15 protein-coding genes and 2 pseudogenes are annotated in these 20,795 nt (G+C 70.1%); 9 read left to right on the top strand and 8 right to left on the bottom strand.

Features of this window, described 5'->3' with window-relative positions:
* Window positions 1–60 precede the first annotated feature (60 nt).
* Entirely contained in the window at window positions 61–960 is a 900-nt protein-coding gene (locus D455_RS0119340; protein WP_026122790.1) for a carbohydrate ABC transporter permease, read from the top strand.
* Window positions 961–986: 26 nt separating this feature from the next.
* Here D455_RS0119340 and D455_RS0119335 read toward each other — a convergent pair whose 3' ends face one another.
* Window positions 987–1,286: a hypothetical protein gene (locus D455_RS0119335; RefSeq protein WP_017572357.1), complete on the bottom strand. Its 300-nt coding sequence runs from the start codon at window positions 1,284–1,286 to the stop codon at window positions 987–989.
* Between the two features lie 230 nt (window positions 1,287–1,516).
* Here D455_RS0119335 and D455_RS0119330 point away from each other — a divergent pair, with 230 nt between their 5' ends.
* The gene (locus D455_RS0119330) at window positions 1,517–2,392 is read left to right on the top strand and encodes a carbohydrate ABC transporter permease (RefSeq protein WP_017572356.1); all 876 of its coding nucleotides are present in this window, start codon (window positions 1,517–1,519) and stop codon (window positions 2,390–2,392) included.
* Window positions 2,393–2,466: 74 nt separating this feature from the next.
* On the opposite strand, the gene D455_RS0119325 is transcribed toward D455_RS0119330, so the two are convergent.
* The gene (locus D455_RS0119325) at window positions 2,467–4,026 is read right to left on the bottom strand and encodes a long-chain-fatty-acid--CoA ligase (protein ID WP_017572355.1); all 1,560 of its coding nucleotides are present in this window, start codon (window positions 4,024–4,026) and stop codon (window positions 2,467–2,469) included.
* Window positions 4,027–4,314: 288 nt separating this feature from the next.
* Between D455_RS0119325 and leuS the strand changes: the two genes are divergently transcribed.
* Both leuS and D455_RS0119315 read left to right on the top strand, forming a co-directional pair.
* Window positions 4,315–6,810 carry a leucine--tRNA ligase gene (gene leuS / locus D455_RS0119320; protein ID WP_017572354.1) on the top strand — a complete coding sequence of 832 codons (2,496 nt, stop codon included), beginning with the start codon at window positions 4,315–4,317 and terminating at the stop codon, window positions 6,808–6,810.
* Window positions 6,811–6,895: 85 nt separating this feature from the next.
* Entirely contained in the window at window positions 6,896–7,486 is a 591-nt protein-coding gene (locus D455_RS0119315) for a hypothetical protein (RefSeq protein WP_017572353.1), read from the top strand.
* A gap of 158 nt (window positions 7,487–7,644) precedes the next feature.
* Here D455_RS0119315 and D455_RS0119310 read toward each other — a convergent pair whose 3' ends face one another.
* Window positions 7,645–7,965: a hypothetical protein gene (locus tag D455_RS0119310; RefSeq protein WP_152487105.1), complete on the bottom strand. Its 321-nt coding sequence runs from the start codon at window positions 7,963–7,965 to the stop codon at window positions 7,645–7,647.
* Window positions 7,966–8,019: 54 nt separating this feature from the next.
* Here D455_RS0119310 and D455_RS0119305 point away from each other — a divergent pair, with 54 nt between their 5' ends.
* Window positions 8,020–8,643, top strand: a complete 624-nt coding sequence (locus tag D455_RS0119305) for a hypothetical protein (RefSeq protein WP_017572351.1) — start codon at window positions 8,020–8,022, stop codon at window positions 8,641–8,643.
* 220 nt (window positions 8,644–8,863) lie between these two features.
* On the opposite strand, the gene D455_RS0119300 is transcribed toward D455_RS0119305, so the two are convergent.
* Together D455_RS0119300 and lexA are read right to left on the bottom strand one after the other, a co-directional pair.
* Window positions 8,864–9,952, bottom strand: a complete 1,089-nt coding sequence (locus D455_RS0119300) for an alpha/beta hydrolase family protein (protein WP_026122788.1) — start codon at window positions 9,950–9,952, stop codon at window positions 8,864–8,866.
* A gap of 296 nt (window positions 9,953–10,248) precedes the next feature.
* Window positions 10,249–10,961: pseudogene (gene lexA / locus D455_RS31020) on the bottom strand (transcriptional repressor LexA).
* 637 nt (window positions 10,962–11,598) lie between these two features.
* Here lexA and nrdR point away from each other — a divergent pair.
* Both nrdR and D455_RS0119285 read left to right on the top strand, forming a co-directional pair.
* Entirely contained in the window at window positions 11,599–12,105 is a 507-nt protein-coding gene (gene nrdR, locus D455_RS0119290) for a transcriptional regulator NrdR (protein WP_026122787.1), read from the top strand.
* Window positions 12,106–12,193: 88 nt separating this feature from the next.
* Window positions 12,194–16,105, top strand: a complete 3,912-nt coding sequence (locus tag D455_RS0119285) for a vitamin B12-dependent ribonucleotide reductase (RefSeq protein WP_017572347.1) — start codon at window positions 12,194–12,196, stop codon at window positions 16,103–16,105.
* A gap of 55 nt (window positions 16,106–16,160) precedes the next feature.
* On the opposite strand, the gene D455_RS0119280 is transcribed toward D455_RS0119285, so the two are convergent.
* A complete protein-coding gene (locus D455_RS0119280; protein ID WP_017572346.1) occupies window positions 16,161–16,472 on the bottom strand; it encodes a hypothetical protein in 312 nt (103 codons plus the stop codon).
* Window positions 16,473–16,805: 333 nt separating this feature from the next.
* Here D455_RS0119280 and D455_RS0119275 point away from each other — a divergent pair, with 333 nt between their 5' ends.
* On the top strand, window positions 16,806–18,581 hold the full coding sequence (locus D455_RS0119275; RefSeq protein WP_017572345.1) for an SPFH domain-containing protein: 1,776 nt from the start codon (window positions 16,806–16,808) through the stop codon (window positions 18,579–18,581).
* Window positions 18,582–19,994: an SPFH domain-containing protein gene (locus D455_RS31015; protein ID WP_017572344.1), complete on the top strand. Its 1,413-nt coding sequence runs from the start codon at window positions 18,582–18,584 to the stop codon at window positions 19,992–19,994.
* Between the two features lie 99 nt (window positions 19,995–20,093).
* Here the strand turns inward: D455_RS31015 and D455_RS0119265 are convergent, their stop codons facing one another.
* Both D455_RS0119265 and D455_RS0119260 read right to left on the bottom strand, forming a co-directional pair.
* A complete protein-coding gene (locus tag D455_RS0119265) occupies window positions 20,094–20,285 on the bottom strand; it encodes a hypothetical protein (protein ID WP_017572343.1) in 192 nt (63 codons plus the stop codon).
* A 184-nt stretch (window positions 20,286–20,469) separates the two neighbouring features.
* Window positions 20,470–20,795, bottom strand: a pseudogene (locus D455_RS0119260) (hypothetical protein); the annotation flags it as partial.

The following is a 20,795-nucleotide window of genomic DNA, read 5'->3' as shown; positions in this document are numbered from 1 at the left end:
CGCTCCGCCGAGCCGTCCCCGAAACGGCCCGGAACGCGGCGGCGGGCACCGCTCCTGGGACTGCGCGGACGCAGGGCACTCCTGCCCTGGGCCCTGCTCGCGCCCGCGCTCACGGTCATCGGCGTGCTGCTGCTGTTCCCGCTCGCCCGGATCGTGTGGCTGTCCTTCCGTGAGTACCAGCTGCGCAACCTCGTCTCGGGCGAGTCCGACTTCGTCGGGTTCGCCAACTACGTCTCCCTGCTGACCGACCCGTACCTGTGGCGGGTCGCCATGCTCAACACCGTGGCCTTCGCCGTGGTCGCGGTGCTCACCACCATCGTCGTGGGCACACTGGTGGCGCTGCTGCTGGCCACGCTGCGCCCGCTGCCCCGGGTGATCGTGGTCTCCTGCATCATGGTCGCCTGGGCCATGCCCGCCGTCAGCGGCACCTACGTGTGGATCTGGATCTTCGACGTCGACGACGGCGTCGTCGCCCAGGCGCTGACCTCCCTGGGGCTGCTCGACCCCTCGGGGTACAACTGGTTCGCCGACCGGCTGTTCTTCTACGCCGTCGTCACGCTCAACATCGTGCACGGCGGCTTCCCGTTCGTGGCGGTCACGGTCCTGGCCGGACTGCTCACGGTGCCCAGGGAACTGCACGAGGCGGCGCTCATCGACGGGGCGGGCGCCTGGAAACGCTTCTGGCACGTCACGTTCCCGGTCCTGCGCCCGGTGTTCGCCGTGGTCACCGTGCTCTCCACCATCTGGGACTTCAAGGTGTTCGCGCAGATCTACCTCATGCCGGGCGGCGACGTGGGCGGATCGGACGTGCTCAACCTGGGAGTGTGGTCCTACGTCCGCTCCTTCGGCCACAACGACTACGGGCTCGGCTCGGCCATCGCGGTCCTGCTCACCCTGCTGCTGCTCGTGATCACCGTGTTCTACCTGCGCGCGCTCTTCCGAGAGGACGGACTCCGATGAGCGCGGCGGTCGCGGCCCGGGGCCTCTCAGCGGACGGCGCCGTGGACCCCGGCGACCAGCTTCTCGCGTACCCGGCGCCAGTCCACCGAGGCCAGGGAACGCCGGTTGAGGTCCTCGCGCACCGCGCCCATGGTGCGCAGGTCGTACTCGTCCAGGGGGCGCCCGTCGTCGTTGTCCCGGTTGACCAGGTTGTCGACGTAGGTGTGCAGCAGCTGCCCGCTGGTGTCACGCAGGGCGTGCCGCACCGCACGGCCGCGGAAACGCGCGTCGTGGGGGATCCAGCTGATGACCACCTCGGTGGGGGAGGGCCCGGCGGAATCGCGCACGACGTTACGCCACCGTCTCCGGCGACCCTGTCGACACGGCCATCACTCCTCCTCCGAAACCGGAGCGTGAAGGGCGACCCGCCCCGGACAGAGCAGGAGTTTAGGGCATGTTCGGAGAGCACACACCCTGCTGCGACGGGCAGCGCCCACCGAACACACCCTAACGGCCCGGTTCGGGCCCGGAGCAACCGGAGCCGGACCTCCGGCCACCGCTGAGGAAGGGAACGCCCGTGGTCACGCGCACCGACGCACCCGCCNCCCGCGCCCCCCGCCGCAGGGGCGGGGCCCTGCGGGCGGGACGGTCCCTGGCCAAGGGCGCCGGGGTGACCGTCCTGCTGCTCTTCACGCTCTTCCCCGTCTACTTCATGCTCGTCAGCGCGTTCGGGGAACGCGCCACCTCGGGCGTCGGAGCGCTGCTGCCGAACGGGCTGTCCCCGGACAACTTCGTCTACGTGCTCACCGAGGGCAACTTCGTCCAGTACATGCTCAACTCGCTCACGGTCGCCTGCATCACCGTGGCGGGTGCGTGCGTGCTGTCGCTGCTGGCCGCCGTGGCGGTGGCCAGGTTCCGGTTCCGCTTCCGAACCGCCGTGCTGGTGATGATCCTCATCGTGCAGATGGTGCCGCTGGAGGCACTGGTCATCCCGCTCTTCCTCCAGATCCGCGACCTCCAGCTGCTCAACACCATGTTGGGTCTGGGCGTGGTCTACGTGGCCCTGTCCCTGCCGCTGGCGGTGTGGATGATGCGCGGTTTCGTCGCGGCCGTGCCGGTGGAGGTGGAGGAGGCCGCCTACATCGACGGAGCCTCCTGGGGACAGATGTTCTGGCGGGTGCTGTTCCCGCTCGTGGCGCCCGGCCTGGTGGCCACGGCCATCTTCTCGTTCATCGTGGCGTGGAACGAGTTCGTGCTGGCGCTGACCTTCATGACCCAGAGCGAGAACTACACGGTGGCGGTCGGACTGCGCCAGTTCTTCGGACAGTACGCCAACGACTGGGGACACGTGATGGCCGCCTCCACCCTCATCACCATCCCGGTCATGGTCTTCTTCGTCCTCGTGCAGCGCTTCCTGGTCTCGGGCCTCGTCCAGGGCGCCGTCAAGGGGTAGGGGACGTGCGGGCGTCCACGGTCCCGCCGGAGGGGCCGGTCCCGTGGGGGGAACGGGACCGGCCGGGGAGGGGGTCAGGCGCGCAGCTCGCGCTTGAGGATCTTGCCGGTGGAGGTCATCGGCAGCTCGGTGCGGAACTCCATCTCGCGCGGGTACTTGTAACCGGCCAGGCGCTCCTTGGTCCACCCGATGAGGTCCTCCGCGGTGAGCTCGGCGCCCTCCCTGAGGATCACGAACGCCTTGATCTCCTCGCCGTGGGTGTCGTGGGGAACGCCGACGACCGCGGCCAGGCTGACCGCCTCGTGGGTCATCAGGACCTCCTCGACCTCGCGCGGGTAGACGTTGTAGCCGCCGCGGATGATCATGTCCTTGGACCGGTCGACGATGAAGTAGAAGCCCTCCTCGTCGCGGCGGGCGATGTCACCGGTGCGGAACCAGCCGTCGCGGATCACCTCGGCGTTGACCTCGGGGCGGTTGTGGTAGCCCTTCATCACGCAGTGCCCGCGGACCGCGATCTCGCCCTCCTCGGCCTGGTCGTTCCAGTCGGTGTCGATGAGCTTCATCTCCACGCCCCACACCGGCAGGCCGATCGAACCGGTCTTGGCCTTGACCCTGGGGTTGTTGAACGACACCACGGGGGAGGTCTCGGACAGGCCGTAGCCCTCCTTGATGCCCACACCGAAGGTCTTGGTGAAGTCCTCGGCGAGCTGGCCGGGCAGGGCGGCGCCACCGGAGACCGCGTCCACCACGTTGCCCGCGATCCTCTCCAGGTCGTAGGCGCCGGGCTCGGCGGCCTGGACGGCTCCCAGCAGCCCCCAGTACATGGTGGGTACGCCCGCGAAGGCGGTGACACCCTCCTTCTCCATGATCCTGAGCGCCTCGGCGCCGTCGAAGCGCGGCATGAGGACCATCGTGCCGTGCCGGTACAGGGCGGCGTTGAGCATGACCGTCTGGCCGAAGATGTGGAACAGCGGCAGGACCACGAGGGCGACGTCGCGGCCTTCGGGGTGGGCCTCGACCAGGTTGGAGGAGACGACCGCGTTCATCATCAGGTTGTGGTGGCTCAGCTCGGCGCCCTTGGGCTTGCCGGTGGTGCCACTGGTGTAGATGATCACCGCGGTGTCGTCGGAGTTGGCCTGCACCGTCTCGAACTCGCCGGGCTGGCCCTCCAGGGCCTTCCAGAAGGTCTCGGCGCCGTCGATGGTCGACTCGGTGGCCCCCGGGGAGGCGGGCAGGTCCACGTAGAACTCGCAGCCGTCCACCTGCTGGAAGGCCTCGAAGGCGCGCTCGCCCAGCGGCAGCTCAGGGGACCCGGTGAACGCGAAGAGCGCCCTGGCCCCGGAGTCCTCCAGGTGGTAGGCGATCTCGCGCGGGGTCAGCAGCACGTTCAGCGGCACGACCACCGCGCCCGCCTTGAGGGCGCCGAAGTACACGAAGGGGAAGTAGGGCACGTTCGGGCTGGCCAGCGCGATCCGGTCACCGGGCCTGATTCCGCGCGAGACCAGCAGGTTGGCCACCTGGTTGGCGATCATGTTCGTGATCGCGTAGTTCAGGCGCAGGTCGCCGAAGACCAGGCACTCCTTCTCCGGAGCCGACCGGGCACCGTCCTCCAGAAGCACGGACAGGTTGAGCATGGGGCCTCCCGCAGGCAGATGAATCAGTGAGTTCGACAAGACGGGTCCGGTGTGATCCGGATCGCGTGTTCTGCGCCACTTTGACGGCAGAGTAACAAACCGGCTGGTCGGTGTGGAGATATCAGGGGTCCGTAATTTCACGGATCTTCCCCTCACGTTCCGTGACGACGCTGGGGGAGGGCCACCCGTGCGCCTTTGCTCCGGGCGGGGAGAAGCCGTCCGCGACCGGGGCCGCCAACCGCTAACCTGAAGCGTGTACACCCAGAACCGGCTAAGGAATACGTAGCGATGACAGCGGTAGACGGCGACCAGACGACGGGCGACACCTACGACGCCCGCGCCCTCCAGGACAAGTGGCAGGCGCGCTGGGCCGCCGAACTTCCGTTCCAGGCGAACGAGGACCCCGGGGACACCCGCCCGCGCTCCTACGTCGTCGACATGTTCGCCTACCCCTCCGGCGACCTGCACATGGGCCACGCCGAGGCCTACGCCATCGGGGACGTCATCAGCCGCTACCGCCTCCAGCGCGGTGACAACGTCCTGCACCCCATCGGCTGGGACTCCTTCGGCCTGCCCGCCGAGAACGCGGCCATCAAGAACAACTCCCACCCGGCCGAGTGGACCTACGCCAACATCGAGACCCAGGCGGCCTCGTTCCGCCGCTACGGCATCAGCGTGGACTGGTCGCGCCGCCTGCACACCAGCGACCCCGAGTACTTCCGCTGGAACCAGTGGCTGTTCACCCGCTTCTTCGACCGCGGACTGGCCTACCGCAAGGACGCCCAGGTCAACTGGTGCCCCCAGGACCAGACGGTGCTGGCCAACGAGCAGGTCGTCCAGGGCAGGTGTGAGCGCTGCGGCTCCGAGGTCATCCGCCGCAGCCTCAACCAGTGGTACTTCCGGATCACCGACTACGCCCAGCGCCTGCTGGACGACATGGACCAGCTGGACGGCGGCCGCTGGCCGGACGAGGTCCTGGCCATGCAGCGCAACTGGATCGGCCGCTCCACCGGTGCCGACGTCCACTTCGCCATCGAGGGCCGCGACGAGCCCGTCACCGTGTTCACCACCCGGCCCGACACCCTCTACGGCGCCACCTTCTTCGTCGTGGCGGCCGACGCCAAACTGGCCGAGGAACTGTGCGCGCCCGAGCAGCGCGAGGCCTTCGACGCCTACCGCGCCGACGTCGCCAAGCTCTCCGACATCGAGCGCCAGGCCACCGAGCGCCCCAAGACGGGCGTGTTCCTGGGCCGTTACGCCATCAACCCCGTCAACGGCGAGCGCATGCCCGTGTGGGCGGCCGACTACGTCCTGGCCGACTACGGGCACGGCGCCATCATGGCCGTGCCCGCGCACGACCAGCGCGACCTCGACTTCGCCCTGGCCTTCGACCTGCCGGTCAGGGTCGTGGTGGAGACCGGCGAACCCGACCCCGTGGAGACCGGGGTGGCCACCGCCGGAGAGGGCACCCTGCGCGACTCCGGACCGCTGGACGGCCTGTCCAAGACCGAGGCCATCGAGCGCATCATCGAGGTCCTGGCCGAGCGCGGCACCGGACGGGGCACGATCAACTACCGCCTGCGCGACTGGCTGCTGTCCCGCCAGCGCTACTGGGGCACGCCCATCCCCATCGTCCACTGCCCCTCCTGCGGCGAGGTGCCCGTCCCCGACGAGCAGCTGCCCGTGACCCTGCCCGAGCTCAAGGGGGCCGAACTGGCGCCCAAGGGCATCTCCCCGCTGGCCGCGGCCACCGAGTGGGTCAACACGGACTGCCCCTCCTGCGGAGGCCCCGCCGAGCGCGACACCGACACCATGGACACCTTCGTGGACTCGTCCTGGTACTTCCTGCGCTACTGCTCGCCGCGCCTGGACACCGCCCCCTTCGACATCGAGGCGGTCAACAAGTGGGGGCCGGTGGACCACTACATCGGCGGCAAGGAGCACGCCACGCTCCACCTGATGTACGCGCGGTTCTTCACCAAGGTCCTGTACGACATGGGCATGGTGTCCTTCACCGAACCCTTCCGCCGCCTGACCAACCAGGGGCAGGTCATCAACCAGGGCCGGGCGATGTCCAAGTCCCTGGGCAACGGCGTGGACCTGGGCAAGGAGATCGACGCCTACGGCGTGGACGCCGTCCGGCTGACCATGCTGTTCGCCTCGCCTCCCGAGGAGGACGTGGACTGGGCCGACGTCTCCGCCGTCGCCGCGCAGAAGTTCCTCAACCGCGCCTACAGGGTGATGGGTGAGGCGGGCGCGGCCAGCCAGCCGGGCGCCGACCCCGCCAAGGGCGACACCGAACTGCGCCGGGTCACCCACCGCACCATCGACCAGATCACCTCCCTGGTCGAGAGCCGCCGGTTCAACGTGGCCATCGCCCGCGTCATGGAACTGGTCTCGGCCGCCCGCAAGGCCATCGACTCCGGCCCCGGCGCCGCCGACCCGGCGGTCCGCGAGGCCGCCGAGTTCGTGGCCGTCGCCCTGTCCCTGTTCGCGCCCTACGTGGCCGAGGAGGGCTGGGAGAAGCTGGGCCACACCGACAGCGTCGCCGTCGGCCACTGGCCCGAGGCCGACCCCGCCCTGCTGGTGCAGGAGTCCGTGACCTGCGTGGTGCAGGTGCAGAGCAAGGTCCGTGACAAGCTGTCCGTGGCGCCCGACATCGACCCGGCGGAACTGGAACGGCTCGCCCTGGCGTCGGAGAAGGCGCAGGGCTTCATCGGCGACAAGCAGATCCGCAAGGTGGTCGTGCGCGCGCCGAAGCTGGTGAACATCGTCGTCGGCTGACCCGGTACACGCGGGCGGCGGTCGTTGAAGGCGACCGCCGCCCGCGCGCGGTTGGCACGGCGACCGACAGGGAGGCGGTGACCGGGTGGGTCCCCTCGCTCGGACGGCCGTGATCGGCGTGGGCACGGTGGTGCTGTCCGCGGTCGCGATCGGCGGCGGACTGTGGCTGGCCGGGGACGTCCCGGGCGTGCCCGAAAGCGGTGACGTCCACGCCGCCGCGCCCGGGTGCGGCATGGTCTCGGACGAGCTGGTCACCGGACTGGTGCCCGGCGCCGTTCCCGAGACCTCCGAACAGGGGCCCCTGGCCAACGGCGACAGCACCGTGTGCTCGTGGTCCTCCGCCGGGCTGACCGACGGTCCGCAGGGGGCGCTGCGGGTGCACCTGTCCGCCCGTTTCACCGACACCACGGGGGAGGAACCGGTCACCGGCGTGCGGAGGGCACAGGAGGCCTACGCCGCCATGGTGCCGGTGCGCGGCGAGTCCGTGGAGCTACCCGTCGGGGAGGGGCAGGTGTGGCGCGGCCAGGTGCCCGGTACGGCGGAACTGGCCTTCCACATCGACAACCTCCTGGTGTGGGTGTCCTACGCGGGGTCCTCCGGCAGCGAGCCGGTCGACTTCGGTGACGCACGGAGCGTGGCGGTGGAGTTCGCCCGGCAGATCGGGGAGGCACTGTGAGCGACCGTCACCCCGACCCGGAGGAGCCGCGGCCGGGCGATGAGCAGCCGTCCGAGGACGCTTCGGAGGCCCGGCGGGAGCAGCGGGGCCCGGAGCAGCCGGGCCAGCAGGACGTCCCGCAGGAGCGGGAGCCCGAGGGTGTCTCGCGGCAGGACGCCTCAAAGGCCCGGCGGGAGCAGCGGGATCCGGAGCAGCCGGGCCAGCAGGACGTTCCTCGGGAACAGCCGCCGCAGCCCGGGCAGGCACCACCGCAGCAGACGGGTGAACCTCCTCGGCGGGACGCGCGGCACCAGGAACCTCAGCGGACCCAGCAGCTTCCCGGGCAGCCGCCGCAGGGCCCCGGGCAGGCACCACCGCACCAGCAGACACAGCCTGGGCAGCCCCAACCGCAGCACCCGTATCCGCCACCCCCTCAGACGCAGCAACCTCCACAGGCATACGGGCAGCAGGCGTACCCACCGCCGCCGCAGGGGCAGCACCCGCAGCAGCAGTACCAGAACCCCCCGTGGCAGTCGTCGTCCCAGCCCGAGGTGGTGCCGTCCGCGCAGCCGCAGAGCCGGGGATGCGCCACCGCCGCCGTCGTCGCGGTCGTCCTGGTACTGGTCCTCCTCGCCGCGGCGGCGATCTGGTACGTGATCGAGCGCGACACCCCGGAGGAGGGCGACTTCGCGACGGCGCCCGAGTGTTCCGTCGCCGAGACGCGGACTCTGGACGAACTGGTGCCCGACCACGCGCTGGAGGTCGAGGAACCCGTCGGCAGCGCGCAGACCCTCTCCGGGGAGGGCTGGCAGTGCCGGTGGGCGACCCAGGGCGGTCCGGGCGAGGAGGTTCCGGCCATCGCGACCCTGGTGCTCGTGGCCGCCCCGGATCCGGGCGGTGTCGCGACGGCCACCGACAACCTGCGGTCCACCACCGACCAGTACGAGACACGCCAACTGGAGGGCATCGGCGAGGAGGCGGTGGCCTGGGTGCAGGAGGACCCGTACACGGTCTCCTGTGTGGCCGCACGCGTGTCCAACCTGTACCTGGAAGCCTGCTACAGCGTCGCCGCCAGCTACGACGCGCAGTCCCCGGGGGACGAGGAGCGCATCGTCGCGGGAGCGGAGGAGTTCGCGGCGTCCGTGGTGGAGGCGCTACCGGACTCCGTCCCGGAGTAACCGCCCGGCGCGGCCGGAGCCTTCCGGGGGGGGCACGGCCCCGACGGGGTGTCCAGCCCACGGAGTTCCGGAGGACCGGAGGCAGCGACGAGCGTGGTGGGCGCGGGCTCCGAAACACCGCACGGCCGCGCCCGCGCGCTGACCGACCCCCTCGGGCGCACCCGCGGAGAACGGCCACGCGCTGCTGGGAGCGCCGCCGCCCGCGTACGTCGGCGGGGTACTACCAGGCGGTGTCCAGGAACCCCTCCAGCGCGGGCGCGACCCCCGTGGCGAAGGGGCGCTGCGCGTCCAGCACGGTGGCACCCGGCTCGTCCTCGTAGCGGCGGAAGATGTGGTCGGCGTCGGGGACGTCCACACGCTCCGCGTCGTCCAGACCGGTCATCAGCCGGTCCACGCCCTCCCGGGAGACCTGCGCGTCCTCCTCGCCCCAGAGCACCAGCACCGGTGTGCCCTCGGGCAGGTCCTCCGCCAGGTTCACGGGGTCGAAGGAGTCCATGTAGGCCAGGAAGTCCTCGTTGGCACCGGTGTAGACACCGAACACGCCCACGTCGACGAGATCGGCGGACTCCAGCGAACGCCCGGCCCGAATCGCGGCCCGTGCGGCGCGGGAGTCGGAGAGTACCGAGGTGGCGAGCCCGCCCCGGATCTGCCCCATGGCCTCGGCTCTGCGGATCTGCTCGGTGAGCTGGCGGTCGATCAGGTCCAGGTAACGGGTACCGGGAGGCGCGGCCAGGACCAGTGCGGGGGAGGAAGACCGCTCACCGATGAGCTCGTGGGCGCGCAGAGCGTACAGGGCGCCCTCGCTGTGCCCGACCACGACCACCCGTTCGGGATCGACCTCGGGCTGGGCGACGAGCTCCTCGTAGGCCGCGGCGACCTGCTCGTCGAAGACCAGCGGGTCCACCGGCCCCTCTTCGGGGTCCGGTGCCTCGAAGTCCGGGGAACTGCCGTACTTGTCGTAACGCAGCGACGCCACCCCGAGGTCGGCGAGTACCCGGGACAGGTTCAGGTTGGTGTCGGCGCCGGGCCGCAGCACGCTGTTGCCGTCGCGGTCGGTGGGACCGCTGCCGGAGATGATGAGCGCACCCGGCATGGTCCCCGGGGTCCCCTCGGGGATCCGGAAGGTCCCCGACACCTCGTGCCCACCTCCCTCGAAGGTCACCTCCCGCTCGAGGCCGCCGACCCCCGGCGCCTCGGCGTCGCGGTCGTCCGCGGGGGCGCAGGCGGAGGTGGACAGCAGGAGGGCGCTGAGCGCGCCGACCAGCGCGGTGCGCCAGAGGGCGACGGGGGAGGAGGCAGGTGTGAACACGTTTCCAGCGTAGCGGTCCGCGTCGGTCACCCCCCGGTCGTCCACGGGGCGGCGCCGTCCACGGGAGGCACCGGGCGGTGGCGCGGACGCCGTCCATCCCGTTCCCCTGGATACGGGGGCACCCGGGGGCCGCCCGCATCGTCGTGTCCGCACAGGACCGCCGGCCCGCCGACCCTCACCGGGTTCGCGTACGACACCGCCCCGCCCCGCCAGCGGCCGCCGACACCAAACCGGGCCGTGGGGACGCCCCCCGGCCCGTCCGAGGGGCGGCGGGCCGGGGGCGTGGGCCGTGCGGATCAGACGCGGCGCATGACCGCGACGACCTTACCGAGCACGGTGGCGTCGTCGCCGTTGATCGGCTCGTAGTCATCGTTGCGCGGCATCAGCCACACGTGGTCCTTCTCGCGGCGCAGCACCTTGACGGTCGCCTCGTCGTCCAGCAGCGCCGCCACGATGTCTCCGTTGTCGGCGTCGGGCTGCTGGCGGACCACCACCATGTCGCCGTCGGTGATGGCGGCGTCGGTCATCGAGTCGCCGACGACGGTGAGCATGAACAGGCGCCCCTCGCCCACCAGCTGGCGCGGCAGGGCGAGTACGTCCTCCACCGACTCCTCGGCCAGGATCGGGCCGCCGGCGGCNGGCCGACCAGCGGCACGGCGGCGGCGCGCGAGGCGTCGATCTCCTCGGGCGCCAGGGTCTGGCCCGAGGCGCGGCCGGGGGTGCGCAGTTCCACGGCACGCGGCCGGTTCTGGTCGCGGTGCAGGTAGCCCTTGCGCTGGAGCACCTTGAGTTGGTGCGCCACGCTGGACGGGCTGGACAGGCCGACCGCTTCCCCGATTTCCCTTATCGACGGCGGGAAGCCCCTCTCCCGCACATAGCGCTGGATGCAGTTCAGCACGCTCTGTTGGCGCGCGGTCAGTTTGGGGGCTGCGGGCGTGGACCCACCCGCGTTCTCCGACGGCGCGAGAACGGTGGTGGTATCTGCGGTTCCGGGATTCTCCTCCGGCACGGCCGGGCCTCCTCGGCATTCGGTTCGGTCAGGGCCTGCTTGTGTGACGGCCACCACCGGTCCGCGACCGTGCCGACCTGGGGTCTCACGTGGTGGCGAAACCGGCGTGAAATCAAGGTCAACTTTAGTCGTTGCGTACGGTGATATCAAACAAGCGTTCGAGGCTGGGGACAATTGCCGCCGCGCGATTTCGCGGCCAATTTCCGGCCTGCACTTACGTGTGTACACGCGTTCACTCCCTGTTGTCCCCGGAATGCGTGAACAGGCGCCTGCGGGCCCGGTTCGGGCGGGATGCGGAAGTCCTGTCCTCTGCCGTTGGCCTGGCCGAAAAGCAGACAGGGCCGCGATTTCCGCGTCGCCCGCCGCCGTCCGCCATGGGTTCGGTCGTCGGCGCTATCCTTGACCGACGGCGCCGGGTGTCCACGAGGAGCCCGCCCGCGCCGAACCCCCACCTCCCCGCCACCGACGTCCGCGGAGCCGTGCGGTCGGAACACACCTGCGTCAAGGTTGCGGCGAGCCCTCAAGAGTCATAGGTTCGACCACAACATCTGGTGTTGTGGCAGAGGCGCTTGTCCAGAAGTTGTGGCCTCGTGGCATCGAGGCATTGTCGTTCGGTGAGAGAAGCAGGTGAACCAGGGTGCACTGTCCGTTCTGCCGTCATCCGGACACCAGGGTGATCGACAGCAGGTCCACCGACGACGGCGCGGCCATCCGCCGCCGCAGGACCTGCCCCGTCTGCGAGCGCAGATTCACCACCCAGGAGACCGTCCTCCTGATGGTCGCCAAGCGCTCCGGGGTCACCGAACCCTTCAGTCGGACCAAGATCATCGCCGGGGTGCGCCGGGCCTGCCAGGGCCGTCCCGTCTCCGAGGACGCCCTGGCCAAACTCGGCCAACAGGTCGAGGAGGAGGTCCGCAGCCGCGGTCTGGCCGAGATCCCGGCCCACGAGATCGGCCTGGCCATCCTCGGTCCGATGCGTGAACTGGACGAGGTCGCCTACCTGCACTTCGCCAGCGTCTACCGCGGTTTCGAGAGCCTCGCCGACTTCGAGGCCGAGATCGCCAGCCTGAGACAGGACCGCGAGGCCGAGGACGACGAGGACGGCGTCAGGGGCGAGGACCGGACCGGCGCGACCAGCCGATAACGCATCCCCGCGGCCGGGCGGCACCGTCCCGGGACCAGGACGCCGCGCACGGTCGGCGGCCGTGCCCACGAGTGAAGGGGAGACCTCCATGACGGAAACCGCCAGCGGCCCGGCGGGACGCAAGGCCAAGCGGAGCCGCAAGGGCATGAGGATGAGGCGTGTCTTCACCTCTCCGGGCACGCACCCCTACGACTCCCTGGAGTGGGAGCGCCGCGACGTCGTCATGACCAACTGGCGCGACGGCACGGTCAACTTCGAGCAGCGCGGTGTGGAGTTCCCCACCTCCTGGTCGATGAACGCCACCCAGATCGTGACGAGCAAGTACTTCCGCGGCGCGGTCGGCACGCCCGAACGCGAGTGGAGCCTGCGGCAGCTCGTCGACCGCGTCGTCGGCGTCTACACCGAGACCGGCCGTGAGCACGGCTACTTCGCCTCCGACGAGGACGCCGAGACCTTCGACCACGAGCTCAAGTACGCCCTGGTCAACCAGCTGTTCAGCTTCAACTCCCCGGTGTGGTTCAACGTCGGGACCACGTCCTCCCAACAGGTCAGCGCGTGCCAGCCCTACGACGCTATGGTCAGCACCCCGGCAGGGCTGGTGCCCATCGGCGAACTCGTCGAGAAGGACGCCGTCGGCACCAAGGTCTACGACGCCCATGGCCTGACCCGTGTCGTGGCGACCAAGGCGAACGGAGTCAAGGACGTTCTGCGCCTCCACACCAAGGCCGGGTACACCCTCGACGTCACGCCCGACCACCTGGTGTGGAGGTCGACGGGGAGCAGGACCGACCAGGGACGCTTCCTCCCCGCCGGGCAGCTCCAGCCTGGTGACAGGATGCAGTGGCACCGGCGCGAGGCCTTCGGCGAGTCCGAGATCCGTTCGGCGGACATCGCGGAGGCGGCGCTCGCGGGATGGCTCCAGTCGGACGGGTTCGTCGGGCGGTACAAGGGGACGAACCGCTCTTCGACCATCGAGGCGATGACCGTCACCCCGGCGGAACTGGAGTGGGTCACCTCAGCCCTGGACAGCGTGCTCCCCGGAATCCACCGCAAGGAGACCCGCGTCGAGACCCAGGACGACACCCCGGACTGCCGGAGGATCCGACTCTACGGAAACGGCCTCACCGATTTCGTGGAACGCTGGGGACTGCGTACGAGGGGGACGGAGATGGAGGTTCCGGCCTTCCTGTTCACCGCTCCGCTGCCGGTCGTGCGCGGCTACCTGCGCAGTGTCTTCCAGGCCGAGGGTTACGTCTCCGACAGGGAGCGCTCGACCCTCATCGGGCTGGACATGATCTCCGAGAAGCTGATCCGGGGCGTCCAGCGGTTGCTCCTCCGGTTCGGGATCTTCTCCCGTGTGCGTAGGAAGGCGGACCCCGGGGAGAACCGTCATGACCTCTGGGCACTTGACATCCAGACTCTGGGCGAACGAGAACTGTTCCACACCGAGATCGGCTTCGTGGACGAGCGCAAGGCCCTCAGGCTGGAGCGCAGCCTGGACCGGCCGGGACGTACGGCCACCCCGACCAAGTGCCTGGAGATCGCCCGTGTCGAGAACCTCGGTGCCATGGACGTCTACGACATCCAGACCGAGAGCGGCGAGTACCTCTCCGGCAACCTCCGCGTGCACAACTGCTTCATCCTGTCCGTGGACGACACCATGGAGTCGATCCTGGACTGGTACAAGGAGGAGGGGATCATCTTCAAGGGCGGCTCCGGCGCGGGTGTGAACCTGTCGCGGATCCGCTCCAGCAGGGAGCTGCTCTCCTCCGGGGGCACCGCCTCCGGGCCGGTCTCCTTCATGCGAGGCGCCGACGCCTCGGCCGGGACCATCAAGTCCGGCGGCGCGACCCGCCGGGCCGCCAAGATGGTCGTGCTGGACGTCGACCACCCCGACATCGAGGAGTTCGTCGAGACCAAGGCCCGGGAGGAGCACAAGATCCGGGCCCTGCGCGACGCCGGTTTCGACGTCGACCTGGGCGGCGACGACATGTTCAGCGTCCAGTACCAGAACGCCAACAACTCCGTGCGGGTCTCCGACGCGTTCATGCGCGCCGTGGACACCGGCGCGGACTTCGGGCTGACCTCCCGCACCACCGGCGAGGTCGTCGCCACCGTCGACGCCAGGGACCTGTTCCACCGCATGGCCAGGGCGGCCTGGGAGTGCGCGGACCCGGGCATCCAGTACGACGGCACGATCCAGGACTGGCACACCACTCCCGAGAGTGGACGTATCAGTGCAAGTAACCCGTGTTCGGAATACCTCCATCTGGACGATTCGTCCTGCAACCTGGCCTCGATCAACCTGCTGAAGTTCCTGCGCGAGGACGACACCTTCGACGTGGAGGGGTTCACCAGGCTCACCGAGCTGGTCATCACGGCGATGGACGTCTCCATCACCTTCGCCGACTTCCCGACCGAGAAGATCGGTGNCCCCCGCGCCTACCGGCAGCTCGGCATCGGCTACGCCAACCTGGGCGCCCTGCTCATGGCGACCGGCCACGCCTACGACTCCGACGGAGGACGTGCCGTCGCCGCCGCCGTCACCTCGCTGATGACCGGCGCCGCCTACCGGCGCAGCGCCGAGCTGGCCGGGGTGGTCGGTCCCTACGACGGCTACAAGCGCAACGAGCAGGCCCACAAGCGGGTCATGCGCAAGCACGCCGCCGCCAACGACGACCTGCGCACGGTCGGAACCCTGGAGGAGCCGATCCACGACGCGGCCACCCGCGAGTGGGCCGAGTGCCTGAGGATCGGCGAGCGCAACGGCTGGCGCAACGCCCAGGCGAGCCTTCTCGCGCCCACCGGGACCATCAGTTTCATGCTCGACTGCGACACCACCGGCATCGAGCCGGACTTCTCGCTGGTCAAGTTCAAGAAGCTGGTCGGCGGCGGCTCCATGCAGATCGTCAACCAGGCCATCCCGCGCGCGCTGGGGAACCTGGGCTACCAGGACGAACAGGCCGAGGCGATCGTCGAGTACGTCTCCGAGAACGGGCACGTCGTGGACGCGCCGGGCCTGCGCCCCGAGCACTACGAGGTGTTCGACTGCGCGATGGGCCTCCGCTACATCCAGCCCATGGGCCACGTGCGGATGATGGCCGCGACGCAGCCCTTCCTGTCCGGCGCGATCTCCAAGACGGTGAACGTGCCGGAGGAGGCCACGGTCGAGGACTTCGAGCACATCTACTTCGAGGGCTGGCGGATGGGCCTGAAGGCGCTCGCCGTCTACCGCGACAACTGCAAGGTCGGCCAGCCGCTGTCCACCGCCGGGACGAAGGAGGGGGCCGAACCCGAGGAGAGGCCCGCCGAGGCGCTCCGCCCGGTCCGCCGCCGCCTGCCCAAGAAGCGCCCGAGCGAGACCACGTCGTTCTCCGTGGGCGGGGCCGAGGGCTACATCACCGCGGGCTCCTACCCGGACGACGGCCTGGGCGAGGTGTTCATGAAGCTCGGCAAGCAGGGGTCCACCCTGGCCGGGGTGATGGACGCCTTCTCCATCGCGATCTCCATCGCCCTCCAGTACGGGGTCCCGCTGGAGACCTACGTGGAGAAGTTCACGAACATGCGGTTCGACCCGGCGGGCATGACCGACGACCCGGACATCCGCATGGCCCAGTCGGTGGTGGACTACATCTTCCGCCGTCTGGCCCTGGACCACCTTTCCTACGAGGACCGCGCCGCCCTGGGGGTGCTGTCGGCCACCGAACGCCAGGCGCAGCTGGCGGGTGAGGACCCGGCCCAGGTCGCCGCGCAGGTGGAGTCCTACGCCCAGTCCGCCGCCACCCGCGACGCGGAGGCGCCCGAGACCCCGGCGGCCCGTGGCGAGGGTCCGTCCTCGGCGGCGGAGCGGCCGACCGGGGCGCACTCCACCGCGGAGCTGATGGAGGGCAGGGGCTTCGTCGCGGACGCGCCGCTGTGCGTCACCTGCGGCACCAAGATGCGCCCGTCGGGCAGCTGCTACGCCTGTGAGGGCTGCGGCGCCACCAGCGGTTGCAGCTGACCCGCGCCGGAGGACGAGGGGCGGGGCACGGGACGCCGTGCCCCGCCGGGCCGTGTCAGCCGCGGTCGCACTCGCAGTCGCCTGACGCGGCGGCGATCGCGGCGGTCGCGGCGGTCACCCCCAGTACGGCGGGCCAGGAACCGATCTTCTTCGCCAACGGGTGGGAGAGCCCGAACGCGCCCACGTACACGCCCGTGAGCGCGACCGCCGTGCCCACCCCCGAGCGGCGGCGCCAGGTCTCGAAGGCCGCGGCGCCGCACGCCGCCAGTACGACTCCGCCCAACGGGCGGTTGCCCGTCGCGCGCGCCACCGTGTAACCGCCGATCAGGCCCGCGGTGGTGAGGACGGAACTGGGTACTGCGGGCATCGGTGTCCCCCTTCTCGTTCCGGCCGGAACCGGTACGGTACGTGCGTCAACGACGTTATCCCCCGCCCGGTGACGGCGCCATGTGGGGCCGTCCGGGCCCGTCGGCGCGTGTGCCGTTCCGACGGGTCGGCCGCGCCCGCCGTGGTCGTTCTCCGGGGGTTCCCCTGTCACGCTCCGGACACAGCCCCTGGGTTTCGGTTGCGTCCCGTGTCAAGGTTAGTGCTGTCCACTACGGCTCATCCGATCACGAAACCGCTCCTCACCTGGAACCGGAGCGCGGTACGCGACGTCGAAGCCGATAGTTCCCGACCTCCCACCAAGGAGTTCATGCCTATGTCGTTCGCGCAAACCGTGCGCGGCGCGGCCGATGCCGTCGCCCAGGGGGGCGATCCGCACCAGGCGGTGTCCGACGCGCTGCAACAGGCCACCGAGGGTGGTGGACTCGACCCCAGGGACTTCGTCGCCGCCCGTGAGCAGGGCGACTCCGTCGGAACCCGGATCGAGCAGAAGAGCACCTCCCTCAACAACGCGGGCGAGGCGATCAACCGCAGCTACTACGAGCGTGAGGGCAGGAACCCGGTCCACGTCATCTGCCCCATGGTGATCCCCCGCGGCCGGACCTTCATGACGATGCTCCCGGCCATCGCGCTGGTCGCCCTCGGCGTCGTGGGCGCGGTCACCGTCCTGACCCCGCAGGCGGTCGCGGGCGGCAATCCGCTGCTCAACCCCCTCTTCGGCATCCACTACTGGATCATCACCCTCGCCGTGGCCGCGTTCATGTGGTGGCGTCAGGGCATGGTGATGGTCCCGGAGGGCTGTGAGGCGATCGTCACCCGCTTCGGCAAGATGGAGAACATCTACAAGCCCGGCCGGGTCACGCTCCTCAACCCCTGGAAGCGCGTCTCCTACATCGTCAACACCACGCGCGAGTACCCGTTCAACGCGCCGATCCACTCGGCTCCCACCAAGAGCGGCGTACAGGCCTCCATCGACCTGTTCGTGCAGTTCAGGATCGTCAACGCCACCGACTTCGTGTACACGCTGGGCGGGGTGAACGGCTTCCAGGAGAAGCTCAACAACGCGATCAGCGAGACCACCCGCAGCCTCATCTACGAGCAGGAGGCCTCGGGGATCTACGACATGGTCGGTGACAACACCCAGAGCCTGGTGGAGCAGCTCAACCGCCAGTTCAGCGGGATCGTCGAGCTGACCAGCGCCAACATCACCCACGCCGAGCCCTCCAACCAGGAGTACCGGATGGACCTGGCGTCGCCGGAGATGGTCCGCGTCGCCAAGGACGCCTACACCTTCGAGTACGAGCTCCAGCTGCGCAAGGAGCAGAACGAGGGTGACCTGAACAAGGAACTGGCGACCCTCAACGAGACCCTGTCCGCGATCCAGGCCGACATCGCCCAGTACCAGGCGCAGATGGACACCGCCCTGGAGCGCGAGACCAACCGGGCCCGCGCCCTGGCCCGCCAGCGCTTCGTCGAGGCCGAGTCCGAGGCCAACGCCAACGCCGCCCTCCTCCAGGCCCAGGCCCTGGACATCCGCGCGGTCAGTGCCGCGGAGGCGCCCGAGATCCTCAACTACCGCTTCCGCGAGAACCTCCTGGAGAAGCTGGAGGCGGTGTCCGACAGCCTGCCGCAGGTCCTGCGGATCGGGTCGGGCGACTCCGCCAGCGTCGACTACCTGCGCATCGCCCAGGAGATCATCGGCCAGTCCGACACCGCCCTGTTCTCCCAGGAGGACATGGACGCCATCCGGGGGCGCCTGGGTGAGATCCAGGGCCGTATCGCCGAGCGCGAGCAGGAGATCAACGCCCTCATCCAGGACGCCGACGACCCCAAGGGCACGCCGGAGGCCGGAGAGGACCCGGGGGAGGACCTGGTGGAGGAGATCCGCCAGTCCGTCTCCGAGGAGGCCATCGACGAGCGTATGGCCGAGTCCCCCCAGCCGTCCGGGCAGCCCGAGGCGCCGCAGGGGCGGCACGAGGCTCCGAGGGAGGAGCCGCCCTCGGAGGCTCCCCACCCGTCCCCCGAGGCCCCGCCCCAGCCGCCGTGGTCGCAGGGCGGCCAGGGCTTCGACCCGAACCAGGGAGGTCAGTAGATGAGCCAGTCCGTGAACGCCGGTGGCGGCTCCAGCATCAAGGAGTCCCTCGCATCCTGGGGTGACCTGGCCGGTCTACTGCGCGGCGGCGACCAGGGCGCGATCGTCCCCGTGGTCATTCCGCGTGACAACCGCGGCCTGCGGTGGACGGTCCTGGCCTGGTTCGGCCTGTTCGCCCTGTGCGCGGCGCTGATGATGACCATCAACGCCGCGGTGGCCGGGGTCATCGCGGGGGTCGCCTACACCGCCGTGGCCATCCCGACCCTGATCGTCGGTGTGCTCAGCATCGTCGCCGCCGGCCTGTGGTGGTGGCGCGGCTCGATCATCGAGATCGAGGAGGGCACGCACGGCATCCTCACCAAGTACGGCGCGATCGTGAAGCCGATCGGCCCGGGCCGCCACTACCTGTGGCACCCGTGGTCGCGGGTGGACTTCGTGGTGGACACCCGCACGGAGATCCCCTACACGGCTCCGGTCCTGGCCTGCCCCACGCGTGAGAACGTGCCGCTGAAGTCGATCGAGTTCTTCCTCAAGTTCCAGATCACCGACCCCATCCGGTTCGTGACGATCATCGGCGCCAGCAACTTCGACCTCGTGCTGTCCAGCGCGGTGCAGGACGCCATCCGCCAGCGCAGCCGTCAGGTCAACACCGAGTCCGCCTACGACCTGCGCGGTTCCAACGTCGAGGACATGCGCCGCCTGCTCAACGGGCAGCTGGAGAAGTACGGTGTGCGGATCACCGGCTGCAACATCCCCGACGTGCAGCTGCCCAGCCAGTACCAGCAGCACCTGTCCACCCGTGAGCGGGTCGCCAAGGAGCTGGACGCCTACGAGCAGGAGTGGGAGCTGACGCGCAAGCGCCGGATCGACACCCTCCTGATGGACATCGAGCGGTCCAAGAAGACCCGTGACGCGAAGATCGTCGAGGTCAGCGCCTCCCTCAACAAGGCGCGCAAGGACGTGGCGCAGATGCTGGAGGAGCAGGAGACCGAGGCCCAGCGTGTGCGCTACGAGATCGAGACGCGGGGCCGTGCCGACCTGGTGGCCGCCGAGAACGAGGCGAAGGCGCAGCAGCGTCTGGCGACGGCCTACCGGGACAACCGCGCGGTGCTGGAGTACGAGCTGGCCCGACGCCGCCTGGACGTGGGCGCCGCCCTGGCCGAGCGCGCCCCGCGCCCGGTGGTGGTGCAGACCGAGGCCGGCTCGGGGGACGGTTCGGCGCTGTCGACCCTGCTGACCGCGCAGCTGCTGCCCCAGGTGATGAACGGCGGGGATGCCACGCGGGCCTCGCTGGGCACGTCGGCGGAGGACGCGAGGGACACCCTGGACTCCGCCCGGGGCGCGTTCGCCGCTGCGGCCGACCGCCAGCAGCAGATGGCCGACGAGTTCGGAGGGCGGGGCCACCGCCAGTAACCCTCCGCTCCGCGCTTTCGCGCGGGGAACGCGGGACGGGGTGACGAGAGGGGCCCGCGACCGGTCACGGTCGCGGGCCCCTCGTCGTCTCGTGAGCGTTCAGCTGGCGGGGGAGAGGGAGGAGTACCCCGCGCCGATGTCGATTCCGTGTCGGGCCGCGATCTCGACCAGGTCCTCGACCTCGCCCACCTGCGCGCTGGCCAGGTCGTCGTCGCCGAGGGCGTGGGCCCGGCGCAGTGCGGTGATCGAGTCGTGGATGCGCAGGTGAAGGGTGAGCGCGAACTCGCGCATGGAGCCTCTCCTCAGGGTTGTCGCCGCTGCGGGAGTGACCGGCGGCCTCTCCCGGGGGGACTGCGTCCATCTGTACAGGTCGAGGGTGAGAACCGTGTTGGAGAAGGACAACGGGCGGCAAGGAGAAGGTTAAAGATACGGCTGGACGGCCGCCCGCGGGGTGGACGGCCGCCGCACGCGCCCGCTAGTGGTCGACCCAGACGTACCAGTCGCCCGACACGTGCTCGTAGATCTTCGACCCCTGCCCGGGGACGAACACGCCCTCGGGGATCTCCTCGGTGCTGTGGGCCAGCCCGGAGGGGGTGAACAGTCCCGAGCCCTCGACCGCGTAGTGGGTGATGCCGCCGGACACCGAGACACCGCTCAGCGAGTACAGCCCCGCCCGCTGGCCGTCGAGGGGGATGGCGGTGCGGTCGTCGGCGCCCTCGCTCAGCGCGAGCAGCTCGTTCTCGGAGGCCTGCACCCGGCTCTGGAGCGGGACGTCGACGGCGGCCAGGCCGATGGCCGCGG

The organism is Nocardiopsis halotolerans DSM 44410 (assembly GCF_000341065.1).
In the GTDB taxonomy this organism is placed as follows: Bacteria; Actinomycetota; Actinomycetes; order Streptosporangiales; family Streptosporangiaceae; genus Nocardiopsis; species Nocardiopsis halotolerans.
Note: the sequence above shows the minus strand (reverse complement) of the source record. Positions and strands in the feature narration are given on the sequence as shown.